The organism is Streptomyces sp. NPDC090022, assembly GCF_044748145.1.
Lineage (GTDB): Bacteria > Actinomycetota > Actinomycetes > Streptomycetales > Streptomycetaceae > Streptomyces.
In genome coordinates this window covers 65,784-82,401 of sequence record NZ_JBIVFN010000014.1, presented here as the reverse complement: position 1 = coordinate 82,401, position 16,618 = coordinate 65,784, and the positions used below count along the sequence as shown (strand labels likewise).

Below are 16,618 nucleotides of genomic sequence, written 5' to 3'. Positions count from 1 at the left end.
GCGTCAGCCGGCCGGAGCGGGGGCGGGCGCGCTCGCGCTCGCGGTCGCGGTCGCGGGTACGGGGCGGGAGGCGAGCGACGCGTGGGTCAGGCGGCTGATGTGCTCGACGAGATCGCCGACCGACATGGCCAGGATCTCCTCCATGTCCTTCTCGGCGAGGAAGCCCATGAGGTCGACCTCCGCTCCGTAGCGCTGGTGCAGCAGCTCGGCGAGGGCGACGAACTCGATGCTCTCCAGGGCGAGATCCTCGTTGAACGTGGTCGCCATGGTGACCTCCTCGGCGATCAGGAACGTGTCGCCGACGATCTCCACGAGCATGCCGGTGATCTCGGCGAGGACGGGGCCGTGGTCAGTAGCCATGGGTGGTCTCCATGAGGTGGGAGGAGGGCCGGTCCGCCGGTACGGCGAGCCAGGCGACGACATGGTCGAGCGGGGGCTGCCCCTCGGGGGCGGGCAGCAGGGTCGTCCGTACGGGATGCGTCCGTCCCCGGGGCGAGCGCACGAGCAGACCGCCGCCGCCCGCCGGGTCGCCGGTCACACGCCACTCGCGCGGCCGGCCGCCCAGGCCCTGGCCGGACGCCTTCGCGGCGGCCTCCTTGGCGCACCACAGGGCGGTCAGCGCGGCGGGCAGACCGGCGCCACCGGTGCCGTCGCGGGCGGCCAGCTCCTCGGCCAGGCGCAGTTCGCCGGGGCCGAGCGCGATCCGTACGAGGGCGTCGGGGTCGGCGGTGACGGTCTCGACGTCGATGCCGACGGCCGTCGTGGGGTGGGCGACGGCCACGGCGAGCCGGTCCTTGTGCGCCAGGGACAGCCGGACGCCGCGGGTGAGGTCGCCCCCGGGCACGGGCCGGCCCTCCGCGTCGTTGCCGACCGGCACCTCGGCGGGGAACACCGGCCCGGCGCCGCCGTCCCACAGCAGCTGCCGCAGGGCGTCCTTGGCGGCGATCCGGCCGAGCAGCCAGGGCGAGCGGGCGCGCGGCGACAGCCGCTCGTACGCCGCGCGTTCCGCGGCGCCGAGGTAGCGGCGCATCACCAGCTCCTGCGAGGCGGGATCGCTCCAGCGGCGGCGGGCGGCGCACCAGCCGCCGGGCTGGGGTTCGCCGATCCCGCACACCTCCGGCGTGAACTTCATGGGCCACACCCGCTCGTCGGCGGCGAACCGGCGGTACGTCCAGCCCTCGATCCGGGCCCACAACGCGCCGTCCGGGGACCGCAGTTCGACATCTCCGCGGACGGACAGCGCGCGGACGTCGCGGATCCTGGCGGTGGCCCGCACCAACGCGCCGGCGGGCGGCGGCGGGCCGTGGAACCTGACCCGTTCCACGGTGGCCGGGAACACCAACCGGTCGACGGGCAGGCGCAGTTGCATCCAGTGCCCGAACAACTGGCCTGCGGCGTCGAGCAGCGCGCCGGGCGCCGGGAGCGCCCGCAGCACCCCGCGGATCCCGTCGTCGCCGACCGCCGACACCTCGTGCACCCCGGCGAACCGCGGCCCGTGGAACATCCACCGGTCCCGGTAGAGCGCCTCGGCGCTGACCGGCGCGGCCCCCTCCGCCCGCAGGGGCGCGGGTGGTCCGCCGGCCGGTGCCTGCGGATACCCGCCGGCGAGGAGGACGACCACGCTCGCGCAGTCGCCGAGCTCCACGCGCACCCGCCCGGGCCCGTCGTGCCGGGTCCGCACCTCGATGTCGACCGCCGGCTCGACGGGCAGCCAGCGCAGCGCCCGTACGTCGTCGTAGCCGACGACGACGGCCCCGGGGGCGTCGCGCCGCACGGCGTCGGCGGCCAGCTCCAGCATGGTGGTCATGGGCACGACCGGGAACCGGTCGGAATCCTCGGGCCACGCGTCGGGCTGGAGGTACACGCAGTGGTCGCGGACGGAGGGCAGGGCGGCCAGCGAGAGGCGGAGGCTGTGACGCCGTACGCCGTCGGCGGGTGGCCCCGCCGCCCGCCGGGCCTCGGCGACGGCCACCGCCGCGGCGACGTCGTCGACCGCCGAGCGGGCATCGTCCAGGACGGCGTCCAGCGCCGACAGCAGCACCGGCGAGCCGGCGGGCGCCGCCCGGCGGGGCCCGGGCCCGGCCGGGGCCCGCCCGACCCCGGACAGCCCACCCACCTCCCGGGCCGCCGGCCCGAGCCGCACCAGGGGCGAGCCGAGGTCCAACGCGACGGCGCGGCCGGCGGACCGCGCACGGCCCTCGCCGGTCGACCGGGGTCCGGCGACGGGGGCGGGGGCGGTCCGGGCGGCGGCTGCCGCACCGGAGGCGGCGCCGGGACGCGTGCCGGGCGTGGTGCCGGATTCCGTACCGGCCGTGGTGCCGGCGGACGCGGCGCCGGATTCCGTACCGGGCGTGCCGGTCGTGGCGCCGGTCGTGGCGCCGGACGCGGCGCCGGACGCGGTGCCGGACACGGTGCCGATCGTGGCGCCGGACACGGTGCCGGATTCCGTACCGGGCGTGCCGGACGTGGAGCCGTCCATGGCGCCGGAGGCGGAGCCGGTCGTGGCGCCGGACGTGGCGCCGGCCGCCTCTCGGCCGCCCGCCGCGTCGGTCAGGCGGGACCAGTCGGGGGTCAGGCCCTCCGTCCAGAGCGCGGCCGCCGTACGCCGCAGGCCCGCGAGGCCCGATCGCCGGGGCATGGACATGGCCACCGCCAGGTGGTCCCGCCCCCGCAGGGTGTCCTCGACGAAGCCGGTGAGGCTGCCGGGGCCGGCGGACACGAAGGCGCGTACGCCCGCCTCCTCGTACAGCCGCAGCGTCAGCCGGCGGAAGTCGACCGGTTCCAGGAGGTGGCGTACGACCAGCTCACGGATCGCCTCGGGCGACTCCGGATACGGGGACACCGTCGTCGCCGACCACACCGGCAGCGTCGGCGGCCGCAGCGGCAGCCGGTGGAAGGCGGCGCGGACCTGTCCGAGGTACGGCTCCCACATCGGGGTGTGGAAACCGGAGCGGAAGGGCAGTTCCTGGCCCAGCACCCCCTCGGCCCGCAGCCGCGCCAGGACCTGCGCGACCGCGTCGGGGGCCCCGCACACCACCGACTGGTGGGGGCAGTTGTCGTGGCTGACCACCACTCCGTCCAGTCCGGCCAGCGCCGCCTCGGCCCGCCCGGCGCCGCAGCCGAGCGCCGCGTACACGAGGTCCGGCACGCGGAGCGAGTCCGGCCGCAGCGAGCCGAGGAAGGTGTCCACCGCCCGGCGCGGATACATCCCCGCCACCACCATCGCCGCCCACTCGCCGAGGGAGTGCCCGGCCAGCACGTCGGCGCGGACCCCGAGTTCGCCCACGGCCGCGGCGAAGAAGCGGCCCGCCGCGATCGCGTCGAGGGCGCGCTCCATCAGCTCGCCGCCGCGCGTCAGGGAGGGCGGTTCCAGCGCCAGGCGGGCGGCGACATCGTCGACGACGGGAGCGAACTCCGGTTCCAGGCCGGGGAAGAGCAGCGCCACCCGGCCGCCGCCGCCCGGCTCCAGCAGCCCGCGCGGTGTGAACCACACGTTCCCGCGGCCCCGCCACGCCCGCCCCCGCGCCACCGCCTTGGCGGCCAGCGCGAGCCGCTGCGGTGTCGGATCGAGTACGGCCAGCCGGCACGGGCCCTCCCCGGCCGCGGCCGGACGCCGGCCGGAGGCGAGCAGCGCCGCCAGGGCCTCCGGGTCGTCGGCGGCCAGCAGCAATACGTCGTCCCGCGCACCGGCGGCCCCCCGCACCCCGGCTCCCGAGCCCGGGCCCGGGCCCCGGCCGGCGCGGCCGCCCGCACTGCCCGTGGCCTCGGCCTCGGGCGCGGCCACGGGCGCCCGACGCCCGGCCGCCCCGTCGGTGCCCAGGCCCCGGCCCGTGCCGGCAGCCGCGCCCGCAGCCGAGGCCGCGCCCGCAGCCGAGGCCGCGCCAGCAGCCGAGGCCGCGGCCGGAACCGCGTCCGGGCCGGGAGCACCGGCGGGCGTCGCGCCCCTCGCCGTCAGGGGGGCCGTCGGCCTCGGGGGTGGGAGGAACCGGCGGGTCGGGGCCGGTGGGGACGGGCGGGCGGCCGTCGGGGGTTCCTCCAGGATGACGTGGGCGTTGATGCCGCCGAAGCCGAAGGCGTTGACGCCCGCCCGGCGGGGGGCGGCGCCCCGGGGCCAGGGCTCGGCCGACGTCACCGGGCGCATCCGGGTCCGGGCCAGCCCGGCGTGCGGCTCCTCCACGTGCAGCGTCGGCGGCAGCACCCCCGCGTGCACGGCCAGCGCCGCCTTGATCAGCCCGGCCATGCCGGAGGCCTGCATCGTGTGCCCCAGCATCGACTTCACCGAGCCCAGGGCCACCGGCGCGGCGGAGCCGTCCGCCGGGCCGAACACCGCGGCGAGCGTGTCCAGTTCGGCGGCGTCACCCACCGGCGTGCCCGTGCCGTGCGCCTCCAGCAGGCCCAGCGCGTCCGCGGCCCGAGGGTCGAGCCCGGCCGTCCGCCAGGCCCGCTCCAGTGCCCGTACCTGTCCCGCCACCAGCGGACTCATCAGGCTCGCCGCCCGGCCGTCCCCGGCCACCCCGGTCCCGCGGATCACCGCGTACACCCGGTCGCCGTCCCGTTCCGCGTCCGCGAGCCGCTTGAGGACCACGACCCCGGTCCCCTCCGACAGCAGCGTGCCGTCCGCGCGCCGGTCGAACGGCCGGATCCGCTCGCTCGGGCTCAGCGCCCGCAGCTGTGTGAACACGCTCCACAGCGTGGCGATGTGGCAGTGGTGGACCGCGCCCGCGACCACCACGTCGCACCCGCCGCCCGCCAGCAGCCCCACCGCCTGGTCGACGGCCAGCAGCGACGAGGCGCAGGCCGCGTCCAGGGTGTACGCGGGGCCGCGGAAGTCCAGCCGGTTCGCGGTCCGGGCGGCGGTGAAGCTCGGCACCAGACCGATCGACGCCTCCGGCCGTTCCGGACCCAGCGCCTCCTGGAACGCGGCCCGTACCGACGCGATCCGCTCCTCACCCAGCTCCGGCGCCAGCTCGCGCAGGGTCTGCGCCAACTGATGGGCCGTCCGCACCCGTTGGTCGAGACGGGCGGTCGCCACCCCCATGAACCCGCCCCGGCCGAGCACCACCCCGATCCGAGACCGGTCGGCGGGCAGCCGGTCCTCGCCGCCCGCGTCGGCGATCGCCTCGGCCGTCGCGTGCAGGGCGAGCATCTGGTCCGGCTCGGCGCCGTCGACTACGGACGGCATGATGCCGAACCGCGTCGGGTCGAAGGCGGCGAGCCCGTCGACGAAGCCGCCGCGCCGGCAGTAGAAGCGGTCGCTGACCGCCGGACCCTCGGCGCCGGCCGGGTCGTAGTACACCTCCGGGTCCCAACGCCCGGGCGGCACCTCGGTGATGGCATCCGTACCGGCGAACAGGTTCCGGCGGAACGCGGCCAGATCGGCGGCGCCCGGGAAGACCGCGCCCATGCCGACGATCGCGGCGTCCGTCGGCCGGGGGCCCCGGCGCCGGTCAGCCACGGCCGTTCCTCTCCGGCTCTGCGTCCGTGTCGTCGTCGGCCGCCATGAGGACCACCTGGACGTCGCCGTGGGCATCGCCGCCGTCGCCGTCGCCACCGCCCAGACGGTGCGCGAGTTCGGCCAGGAAGGCCTCCGTGCCCGCGTCCGGCGCGATCAGCGGGATGCCGCGCCGTGCGTAGGCCCGCTCCAGCTCCGGCGTGACCATCCCGCCCGCCTCCGCCGCCCACGGGCCCCAGTCCACGGCCAGGACCCGGCCCGGGAAGGACTCCGCCCAGGAGTGCGCCAGGCCGTCCAGCGCGTCGTTGGCGGCGGCGTAGTCGCACTGGCCGCGGTTGCCGTACACGCCCGCGACACTGCCGAAGAGGACCAGGAACCCGGGCGCGGGAGCCGCGCCGTGCTCGGCGGCCGCGGCGGCCAGGTGCCGGGCACCGGCCACCTTGGTGGTGAACACCTCGGTGAAGGCGGCCGGTTCCTTGTCGCACAGCAGCGCGTCGCGCAGCGTGCCGGCGCCGTGCACGATGCCGTCCAGCCGCCCGTGCCGGGCCCGTACGTCCGCGACGACCGCCCGTACGGCCGCCTCGTCGGTGACGTCGGCGCAGTGGTAGCGGACGGAGGCGGCGGTGCCCTCGAGCGCGGCGAGCGTGGCCCGGACCTCGCGCCCGGCGAGGATCCGGCTCGCCGCGGCCTCGATGGCCGAGGGCGCGCGCAGCCCGTTCGCGATGAGCGCGGCCCGGAGGGCGACCCGGTCCCCGGCGTGCGGGAACTCGTCCTCGTCCGCCGCGGGCAGCGGAGTGCGGCCGATCAGCTCGACATGGCAGCCGGTGGCCCGGGCGAGCGCCCGGGCGGTGCGGGCGGTGATACCGCGGGCCCCACCGGTGAGCAGGACGACGGAGCCGCTGTCCAGGGGCAAGGAGCCGCCGGCCGGGAGCAGGGGTGCGGGCACCGCCTGGCGGGCGTGGCGGCGGGCCTCCGCGGTGTACCCGACGGAGGCGGGTTCCTCCGGCGCGCAGAGCTCGGCCAGCAGCTGCTGCGCGATCCGCTCGGTACGGTCCTTGGGGGCCACGTCCACGGCGCGCACCAGCGCGCCCGGGTACTCGATGGCGGCGCTGCGCGCGAAGCCGTGCAGCCCTGCGCCCGGGACGGGGTCCGCGGCGCTGTCGCCCGCGCCGGTGACCAGCAGCAGCCACCGCACGCCGCCGGTCAGGGCCCGCTTCAGCCCGGGGAAGGTGTCGGGCAGCACCGGATGCGGTCCGGGCCGCAGGGCGCTCAGATCGATGAGCCCGTCGAGCCCGCCGAGCCCGTCGAGCCCGCCGAGCCCGTCGAGCCCGCCGAGTCCGCCGAGTCCGTCGAGCCCGCCGATCCCGTCCGGCGCGTCGGGCCCGTCGGAGGCGCCGTCCGTGTCGGTGGTCCCGGCCAGCGCGCCCTCGGTGAGCGGACGGACCTCGGCGCCGTGCGCCCGGAGCAGGCCGGTCAGCGCGAGCGCCACGCCCTGCCCGTCCTCGACCACCCCGAACAGCCGCCCGCCGAGCGCCTCCCCGGCGTCCCGGGACCGCGGCGCGTCCAGTGCCACGGCCTCGACGCGCAGCCGCCGTACGGGCGTGGTGGGCGCCGGCGGGTCATCGGGCGCTGCCACGCCGCCGGGGGAGGCGGTGTCCCGGGTGTCCCGCACCGTGCTGTCCAGCGCCGGCCCCGGTGCCGGTGCGGGCTGCGGTGCCGGTTCCGGCCGGGGTGCGTGGTGGGCGGTGAGCCAGTCGACGATCCCGCGCAGCGTCTTGATCCGCGCGAGCTCCTCCACGGCCGACTCGGCGGAGTCCCCGGGCTCGCGGGACAGGCCGATGCGGTCGGCCAGGGCTCCGATGATCTCGACGCGCTTGATGGAGTCGATGGAGAGGTCGGCCTCCAGGTCCAGCTCGGGTTCGAGCATGTCCAGGGGGTAGCCGGTGCGCGTGTGCACGATGTCGAGGACGATGTCCATGACCTCCGCCGCCGTCCGGGCCACGGGGGCGTCCGCCGCCCCGCCGGCCGGTGCCCGCACGCCCGCGCCAGGGCCGGAACCCGTCATGCCGGCGTCGGCACCGGAAGCGGCACCCGTCCCGGCGCCGTAGTCCGGCATCGTCGTCGTGGCGTCGAGGGGGACCGACCACACGGGGGCCGGCGGTGCGGCCGGCCGGGGCGCCGGGTCCGCGCCCAGGTACCCCAGGAGTACGTCCCGCTGGGCGGCGATGAGTTCGCGCATCCCCCGCAGGTACTCCATGACCGTCTCCTCGCGCCGGTCGGCGCCGCCCCCGCCCCGCGGCGGAACCGGGCCGGCCGGAACCGAGCCGATCGCGGCCGCCGGGCCGGTGCCCGCCGGCACCACCCCGCCCCCGGCCACCCCGCCCCCGGCCACCCCGCCCCCGGCCACGCCCGCCACGGGCGCCGCCCCCGCCACGGGCGCCGCCCCCGCCACGGGCGTCACCCCCGCCACGGGCGTCACCCCCACCACGGGCATCACCCCCGCCACGGGCATCACCCCCGCCACGGGCGCCACCCGCGTCGCCGGGCGCAGGCCGCCCGCCACCGGGGCGCCGTCCGCCGTCCGTACCAGGTGGCCGTCGACCAGCCAGCCCGGCTGACGCGGGGCGCGGTCCGGGAGCGGGGCCGTGCGGCCCCGGAAGAGGGGGTCGGGGGTGACCGGCACGCCCGCCGCCGCCAGTTCGGCGAGCGCGTTCAGCAGCCGGACCAGCCCCGGTTCGCCGGGTACGTCCAGCGGGACCACCGTGTGCGGGCGCTCGCCCAGGATCCGGCCGACCAGGGAGGTCAGCACGCGCCCGGGGCCCGCCTCCACGAACGTCCGTACCCCGGCCGCGTACATGGCCTCGATCTGCTCCACGAACCGGACCGGTTCGGCCAGCTGACGGGCCAGCAGTTCGCGTACGCCGTCCGGGTCCGCCGGATACGGCCGGGCCGTCGTGTTGGACCAGACCGGGACGGAGGCGTCGGCAACCACCGTCCCGGCCAGCTCGTCGGCGAGGGCGGCGGAGGCTCCCGCCACCACCTCGCTGTGGAAGGCGCACGCCACCGGGATCCGGTCGGCACCGAATCCGGCCGTGCGCAGGGCCGCGACCGCCGCGTCCACCGCCTGCGCCGGGCCGGAGATCACCGTCTGGCGGGGCCCGTTGTGGTTCGCCACGGCGCAGCCGGACCGCGTCACGAGGTCCCGGATCTCCTCCGGCGCGGCGGCCACCGCCGCCATCGTCCCGGGGGCGTCGCCGGCCGCCGCCACGATCGCCTCCGCCCGCCGGGTGCTCAGCCGCAGCAGGGTGTCGGTGTCGTAGGCACCCGCCGCCCACAGGGCGGTCAGTTCGCCGTACGAGTGCCCGGCCACGCAGTCCGGCCGTACCCCGGCCGCCGAGAGCAGCAGGTACGCCGCCGCCCCGGCCAGCCCCAGCGCCGGCTGCGCGATCCGCGTGTCGGTCACGGCGGCCCGCTGCTCCGCCTTCGCCCCGGCCGTGAACGCCGACGGCGGGAAGAGCGCCGCGGCCACCTCGGGCGCCCCGTCCAGCAGTTGCCGCAGCGCCGGGAACGCCATGAACAGCCCGCCCAGCATGCCCGGCCGCTGACTGCCCTGGCCGGGGAAGAGGAAGGCGACCTGCCCGGGGTCGGCCGACTCGGCCCGTACGTGCACCCCGTCGCCCGCGGTGAAGGCGCGCGCCCGCTCCAGCCGTTCCGCCAGCTCGTCCAGGTCCGCCGCCACGACGGCCACCCGCACCGGGCCGGAGCCGCCGGCCGCGGCCTCCGCCGCCAGGTCCCGCAGCGCCCACGGCCGCCCGGCGGCGTCGTTCTCCTCCAGCCGGGCCGCGAGCCGCGCCATCGCCCGGCCCGCCGCCCGCCGGTCGGTGCCGCGGAAGCAGAACAGCTCCGCAGGCCAGTCCCGCAGCCCGTGGGCCGGCTCCGGCGCTCCGCCGTAACCGGCGAGCACCGCATGGTAGTTGGTGCCGCCGAAGCCGAACGCGCTGACGCCCGCCACCCGCTGCTCCACCGGCACCGGCCACGGCCGGGCGTCGGTGTCGAAGACGAACGGACCGGCACCGTCGCGCCACGCCGGGTTGGGCTCCGCCACGTGCAGGGTCGGCGGCCGGACCCCGGTGTGCACCGCCTGCGCCGCCTTGATCAGCCCGGCCAGCCCGGCCGCGCACTTGGTGTGGCCGATCTGCGACTTCACCGATCCGAGGGCGCAGCTGCCCTCCGGTGCCCCGGCCTCGGTGAACAGGTCGGTCAGAACGGCCAGTTCGGTGGAGTCGCCCACCACCGTGCCCGTGCCGTGCGCCTCCAGGAGACCTACCTCGCCGGGGCTGATCCCGGCCCGCTCGTACGCCCGGTCCAGCGCCCGGCGCTGGCCCTCCGGCCGGGGCGCGGTGAGCCCGAGCGAGCGGCCGTCGCTGGATGCGCCGACCCCCTTGATCACGGCGTACACCCGGTCGCCGTCGCGTTCGGCGTCCGCCAGCCGCTTGAGGACCAGCGCGCCCACGCCCTCGCCGAGCGCGATCCCGTCGGCGCTCGCGTCGAAGGGCCGGCAGCGCCCGGTGGGGGAGAGGGCCCGTACCGAGGCGAACATCAGGTAGTCGTTGATCCCGTTGTGCACGTCGGCGCCGCCGCACAGCACCATGTCGCTGTCGCCGTCGCGCAGCTGACGGCAGGCCAGGTCCAGGGCGGCCAGCGAGGACGCGCAGGCCGCGTCCACGGTGCAGTTCGCGCCGCCCAGGTCGAGCCGGTTGGCGACCCGGCCCGCGATCACGTTGGCCAGGATCCCGGGGAAGGAGTCCTCGGTGAGCCGGGGCAGCTGTTCGTCGAGCCCGGGCGGCAGCTCGCCGAGGTAGGAGGGGTGCAGGGCGCGCAGCCCGTACGCGCCGGCCAGCTCGGTCCCGGCCTCCGCGCCGAACACCACCGAGGTGCGGGAGCGGTCGAAGTCGCGCCCCTTGCCGTAGCCGGCGTCGTCCAGGGCCCGCGCCGAGATCTCCAGGGCCAGCAGCTGGACCGGTTCGATCCCGGCGAGCGAGGCGGGCGGGATACCGTGCGCGAGGGCGTCGAAGGGCAGCGGTGCCAGGAAGCCGCCCCACCGCGACGGGGTGCGCTCACCGGCCCGCGCCGGGTCGGCGTCGTAGTACAGCTCCGGGTCCCAGCGCTCGGCGGGCACCTCGGTCACCGCGTCCGTCCCGGCCACGACCTGCGCCCAGAACCGGTCGACGTCCGGCGCGCCCGGGTAGGCGCAGGCCATGCCGACGACGGCGATGTCGAGCGGGTCGGGGACCGGCCCGTGGGCGGCCGCCGGCGCGGTGGGCGCGGCCAGTTCCCGGGCCCGCCGCTCCAGCAGCTCCGTGGCGCCCTCGCCGACCTCGGCGTGCAGTTCGGCGACCGTGGTGGTGGCCCGGCGCAGCGTCGCCGCCTGGCCGATCATGAACAGCCCGTCCGTGCGCTGGACCTCCTCGTCCACCGGCACCGGCCGGCCGTCCTCGCCGTGCCGCAGCCCCTTGCTCGCGATGCGCAGCCGGCCGAGGTTCAGCCGCTCCAGCTCCTCCCACACCTCGCGGGGCGCGGTCCCGGACTGCGCCAGCCGCTGCCGGGTGGCCTCGAACGTGTCCGCGTACGGGGTGTCGGCGCACCGCGTGGCATGGCCCGGCGCCGTATGCAGAAGAACCGTTTCCTCGCAGTCCAGTGCGGCCTGCTGGAACCCGGGCAGGACCGCCCCGGCGGCCACCGCCTCCGCCGTGAACAGGTACGCCGTCCCCATCAGGACCCCGACCCGCGCGCCGGCCCCGGCGAGCGGCCCGGCGGCCGCGGCCGCCATCGCCGCGGACCGCGCGTCATGGATGCCGCCCGCGAACAGCACGTCCAGCGCGGCCACGTCACCGCAGCCCAGCAGCCGTTCGATCTGCTCCTCCCAGAGCGGGAAGGAGGCGCGCGGCCCGACATGGCCACCGCACTCCAGCCCCTCGAAGACGAACCGGCGCGCCCCTTCGGCCAGATACTGCTCCAGCAGCCCGGGCGAGGGCACGTGCAGATGGGTACGCGTCCCGGCCGCCTCCAGCGGCGCCGCCTGCGCCGGGGTGCCGCCCGCGATGATCGCGTACGGCGGCCGCACCCCGGCCACCGCCGCCAGCTGCTCCCGGCGCAGCTCGGGCGGCGCGAAGCCGAGCAGCCCCACGCCCCAGGGCCGGTCCCCCAGCCGCTCGGCCGTCTCCGCGAGGAGCCGCGCGACGTCCGGGCCCGGCATCACCGCCAGCGCCAGGTACGGCACGCCGCCCTCCGCCGCGACGGCCTGCGCGAACGCCGCCTGGTCACTGACCCGTGTCATGGGGCCCTGTGCCAGCGGGAGGTGACGGTCCGTCGGGAGCGGTCGCAGCGGCCGGGCCCGTACGGCGTCGGCCAGATGCCCGGTGACGGCCGCCCGTACGGCCTGCACGACCGCGCCCGTGGTCCGGTACCGCCGCGCCAGCCGGGCCGCCGCCGCGCCGTCCTGGCCCACGGGCAGCGGCTGCCGCTCCAGGCCCCGCGCGCCCAGCAGCCCGGCGACGGGCCCGGTGGGCCGGGCCAGCCCGGGCCGGGTGTAGACGCGGTGCCCGTCCGTCACCCGGGTCTCGGAGCCGTCCATGGCCCGCAGCGCGGCCACCACGTCGGCGGGCAGCTCCGCCTCGCCCTCGGTGGTCAGGGCCAGTTGGACGTCGAGCACCACCCCCGCCGCGCCGCCCGCCACCGCCGCGGCGGCGGTGTGCGGGCCGATACCGCCCAGGGCCCGCACCGGGACCCCGATGCGCGGGTCCGACAGCAGCTGCTGGAGCAGGACGAACGTGGTGCTCCCGGCCACCCGGCCGCCGGCCTCGTGGCCCTTGGCCACGAGCCCGTCCGCTCCGGCCGCCACCGCGGCCAGGGCCTCCCGTGGCCCGGTGACCTCGGCCCACACGCGGCGCCGTCCGCCGTCCGCCCAGGCGGGCGCCTCGCCGTACCGGTCCGGATCGGCCAGCAGTACGGTGTCCACGGCCCCGGGCAGCTCCCCGGGCCCGAGCGGGCAGAACGCCGGGACGCGCACCCCGTACGGGCGGCCCAGCCGGCGCGCCAGCTCGGCGAAGGCCTGCCGGGCGGCGGCGGGATCCCGGCCGAGATCGAGCAGGCCGAGTGCCCCGGCCCGGGCCGCGGCCGCGACGACGCGGGCGCCCGGCTCCTCGAAGGGGCTGAGCGCGACGACGAGATCGCGGTCGGAGGCGGGGTCGGAGGCGGAAGCGGGGGCGGAAACGTGGGAGGGAACGGGGGCAGAGATGGGGACGGGGACGGAGACGGGGGCGGACTCGGCGGGCGTGGGGGTCACGGGCGCTCCTCTTCCGGTGCAATCCGGTGCGGTGTCACATGTCACGGCGCGCTACTGCACGGGGGGACGGGGTGCGGCGCGGCGCGGAGCGGGGGTACGCAGGGGGTATGCGGGGGGTACGCGAGCCGCACCGCCGGGATGCGGGGGCTCGGGTGGCCGGGCGGCCCGCCGTGGAGAGCGGGCTTGAGCAGTGGTCAATGTCCCTGATGCCGCGATGAATCGTGCGGTGACCGCCGTTCAGTGTCAACGGCGGCGCAGAACGTGTTCTATCGCCCCCCGGACTCCGGCCAAGGTCGCCCGGACGGCCGCGGCGGATCCCCTTCCGCGGCGGTGGCCTGCGGTGTTACCCGAGGTTCACATGGGGCCGGGCGGCCGGCCGTACGGAGCGTCGGAAGCCGTGTCATGCCGCAGCGGTATGCCTCGGAGCCGACCGGGCATGAAGGTTGCCGGTGAAGCGGACGGTTGTTCACCTTGCGGCCCTTACAGCGGAACGGTCCCGCCGTTACCTTCCGGGCATGACCCCCACACTCGCGCAGCTTCGCTACCTGGTCGCCGTCGCCGACTGTCGCTCGATCACGAGCGCGGCGGCCTCGGTCTTCGTCGCGCAGTCCGCCCTCTCCCGGGCCGTCCAGGCCATGGAGCGTGACCTGGGCGTCGAACTCCTCGCCCGCCGGGGCAGGGGAGTGGATCTCACCCCCGAGGGCGCCCGCGTGGTGCGCCTCGCCCGTACCGTGCTCGACGCCGTCGAGGCGATCGACGACATCGGGGCGGCGCACGGCAGGAACGCGCGGGCCACCCTCGCCGTCGTCGCCACCCCCACCCTCGCCCTCGACCTGGCCGTCGACCTGGTTCCGGACTTCACCATGCGACATCCCGGCGTGGAAGTGCGGCTCAACCAGTGCGGCAGCCGCGAGGCCGTGGTGCTGGAACTCACCGAAGGCCGCTCGGAGCTGGCGCTCGTGGACCTGCCCATCGACAAGGAACTGTCCACGCATCACATCCAGGAGCGTGAAGTCGTCCTGATTTCACCCCTCGGTTCCGCCTTACCCGATCCGGTGCCCTTCCGCGCGCTCGACGGGCTGCCGATGGTGCTGCCCACCCCCGGTACGGGCCGCCGCACCGAGATGGAGGCGATGTTCAGCTGCCTCGGCGTGCGCCCCGTACCGACGCTGGAGGTCGACGAGCGCCTCGCCTGGGTGACCGGCGTGACCGACGGCCGCGGTTCGCTCATCTGGTACCGGGACGTGGTGCTCAGGGCCTTCGGCCACCGCGCGGAGATCCGCTCCTTCACCCCTCCGCTGCTGCGCCCGGTGGGCATCGCGCACGCCCGGCGCCCGCTCAGCCGGGCCGCCCGCGCGTTCATCGCCCACGCCCGGCACAACGCTCCCGTACGGGAACCCGCGCGCTGACCGGAACGCTGGCCGGAACACCCACCGGAACGCCGACCGGAACACCCACCGGAACGCCGACCGGAAGCCGACCGGGGGCGCCGACCGGAACGTGCCGCCGGGCGCCGTAGTCATGCCGTCCCGGCATTGAACCATGTTCGAAGAGGGGACGGCTCCCCCTGGCCTCGCTGCTGACGAGCCGTCACCTTGGGGGTATGCCCCGACTCCTCACACCCCCCTGGGCCGCCGCCCTGCTGACCGCGGCCCTCGCGGCGACGCTGCCGGCGGTCGCCCTGATGACCACCGCCTCCGCCGCGCAGGTCCCGCGGCCGGGCCCGGCCCACGCCGCCGCGGGCGCGGACCTCACGGCCGCCGCCCTCGCGCCGGAGAAGAAGTGCACGCTGCCCGGCGGCCTGGCCGAGCTCAGCGGCCTGGCCATGAGCCGTAAGCACCCCGGCGTCTTCTACGCCGTCAACGACAGCGGCAACACCAACCAGGTCTTCGCCGTCGACTGCTCCACCGCCGTCGGGCGGCTGCGGGCCACCCTCACCGTCTCCGGCGCCGCCAACACCGACTGGGAGGGCCTGGCCCTCGGGCAGGACGCCACCGGCCGGGCGACCGTCCTGGTCGGCGACATCGGCGACAACCTCAGCGGCCGCGCCGAGATCACCGTCCACGCCTTCCCCGAACCCGACACCCTCGCCAACGCCACCGTGACGCCGACCTCGTACCGCTTCGCGTACGCCGACGGCCGGCACGACGCCGAGTCCCTGCTCGCCGACCCGGTCACCGGCCAGTGGTACGTCGCGAGCAAACTGATCGGCGCGGCGGGCCGGCTGTACGAGGCCCCGCTGCCGCCGCAGCCCGACCGGGTCAACACCCTCACCGCCGTCCGGCCGGGCCCCGTCTTCGCCACCGACGGCGCCTTCTCGCCCTCCGGCGCCTCGTACGCGCTGCGCAGCGGCGGCCCGCTCGGCGCCAACACCGCCTCCGTGTACGACACCTCCGGTACCAAGCTCGCCGACGTCGCCCTGCCGGCCCAGTCCCAGGGCGAGACCCTCACGTACGCCGACTGCACCTCCCTGCTGGTCGGCTCGGAGAACGACCCCCAGATCTGGCGGGTCCCGCTGCCGCCCGAGGCCACCCCGGGCTGCACCGGCACCCCGACCCCGACCCCGACGCCCACGCCGACCCCCACCCCGACGCCCGGTGATCTGAAGGTCGTCAACCCGGGCCCGCAGACCTGCACGTTCAACCAGTCCTGCACCATCCAGATCACCGCCACCGGCGGCAGGCCGCCCCTGCGCCACACCGCCACCGGCCTGCCCTGGGGCCTGACCATCGACGCCACCACCGGCCGCATCAGCGGCAAACCCTGGGGCAGCGGCACCCTCCAGATCACCACCACCGTCACCGACTCCACCGGAGCCACCGCCACCACCACCTTCCCCCTCACCCTCACCTGGTTCTGACCCACCGGACGAACGCCCTTGCCCCACCGGGGAGCGGTCCCGGCGACCGCTCCCCGGACGGCAGCCCCGACGGACAGGCGCCTACGTGAGCGCGGTGCCGCTCGACGTCCTTCGCCTCGCAGGTGACTTCGCACGCGGTGGAGCCGGTGCGATCCGTCCCCATGGCCGGGGGCGCGCCACGGCGGCGCGCGGTTACTGGAGCAGGTTCCAGACGGCGGCCCGGGCGGCCTCCCGGACCAGTTCGTCCTCCAGCCCGCCGGTCCCGCCGCCCACGGGCTGCGCCGGCAGCGCCGCGGGGAAGGCCTCCCACGCCGGGCTGCCGCCGGGGGCGGCGGCCACGCACAGGAAGCGCAGGTCGCCGCAGAACCACACCAGGCCCCGGCCGTCGGTCATGCCCCGCCACACGTCCTCGGGCATCCGGCAGACGAACGCCGCCGCCACCGTCCGGTCGGGCGCCAGCAGATGCAGCCCGTGCGGCCAGTTCTTGTCGCCCGTGGTGACGACCCGGGCGGGCCACACCTGCCAGGGCTGCGTCCGGAGCACCTCCTCCGCGTTGGCCAGCGGCTTGCGCATACGGGACGACGCCCACACCCCGAGACCGGCGAAGAACACCGCGACGGCCAGGCCGATGAGGAGGTGCGTCGCGGCGAACGTGATCACGAGGAGCGCGACACAGAGAACCAGGAGGGTGGTGGTGCCCGGCCCCCACGTCTTGGACTTGCGTGCCTGCCACGTCGCCCGTAACGCGGCCGCCGCGCCCGGCGTCTGTAACAGCGCGGGCCGCGCCGCGACCTGATACCCGAATTCCCTCGCCAGCATGTCGTCCCCCGTCGGTCCGCCCGTTCCCGTTCCCGTCCGCGTGCACCCGTCCGATGCGACCCGGGCAGGCCCATCATCGAGCGGCCGTCGCGCGCCCGGCAAGGAGTCGCCCGGGATCCGTCCCGGAGCCCGGCTTCCGTCC

Annotated in this window: 6 protein-coding genes; 2 read left to right on the top strand and 4 right to left on the bottom strand. The window is 77.1% G+C overall.

Translation table 11 applies throughout. The features are described 5' to 3' along the window. Positions 1-3: 3 nt before the first annotated feature. Genes ACIPXB_RS23350 through ACIPXB_RS23340 form a run of 3 tightly spaced genes read right to left on the bottom strand, consistent with a single transcriptional unit; the run spans position 4 to position 12,797 of the window. The gene (locus ACIPXB_RS23350; RefSeq protein WP_401452897.1) at positions 4-360 is read right to left on the bottom strand and encodes an acyl carrier protein; all 357 of its coding nucleotides are present in this window, start codon (positions 358-360) and stop codon (positions 4-6) included. Continuing rightward, on the bottom strand, positions 350-5,404 hold the full coding sequence (locus ACIPXB_RS23345; RefSeq protein ID WP_401453075.1) for a beta-ketoacyl synthase N-terminal-like domain-containing protein: 5,055 nt from the start codon (positions 5,402-5,404) through the stop codon (positions 350-352). The genes ACIPXB_RS23350 and ACIPXB_RS23345 overlap by 11 nt, the downstream gene beginning before the upstream one ends. Positions 5,405-5,447: 43 nt before the next feature. Next, the gene (locus ACIPXB_RS23340; RefSeq protein WP_401452895.1) at positions 5,448-12,797 is read right to left on the bottom strand and encodes an SDR family NAD(P)-dependent oxidoreductase; all 7,350 of its coding nucleotides are present in this window, start codon (positions 12,795-12,797) and stop codon (positions 5,448-5,450) included. 515 nt (positions 12,798-13,312) lie between these two features. Here ACIPXB_RS23340 and ACIPXB_RS23335 point away from each other — a divergent pair. Continuing rightward, on the top strand, positions 13,313-14,206 hold the full coding sequence (locus tag ACIPXB_RS23335) for a LysR family transcriptional regulator (RefSeq protein WP_401452893.1): 894 nt from the start codon (positions 13,313-13,315) through the stop codon (positions 14,204-14,206). Positions 14,207-14,400: 194 nt separating this feature from the next. Further along, positions 14,401-15,657 carry a putative Ig domain-containing protein gene (locus tag ACIPXB_RS23330; protein ID WP_401452891.1) on the top strand — a complete coding sequence of 419 codons (1,257 nt, stop codon included), beginning with the start codon at positions 14,401-14,403 and terminating at the stop codon, positions 15,655-15,657. Positions 15,658-15,849: 192 nt separating this feature from the next. Here ACIPXB_RS23330 and ACIPXB_RS23325 read toward each other — a convergent pair whose 3' ends face one another. Beyond that, positions 15,850-16,476: a hypothetical protein gene (locus ACIPXB_RS23325; protein WP_401452889.1), complete on the bottom strand. Its 627-nt coding sequence runs from the start codon at positions 16,474-16,476 to the stop codon at positions 15,850-15,852. Positions 16,477-16,618: the final 142 nt, after the last annotated feature.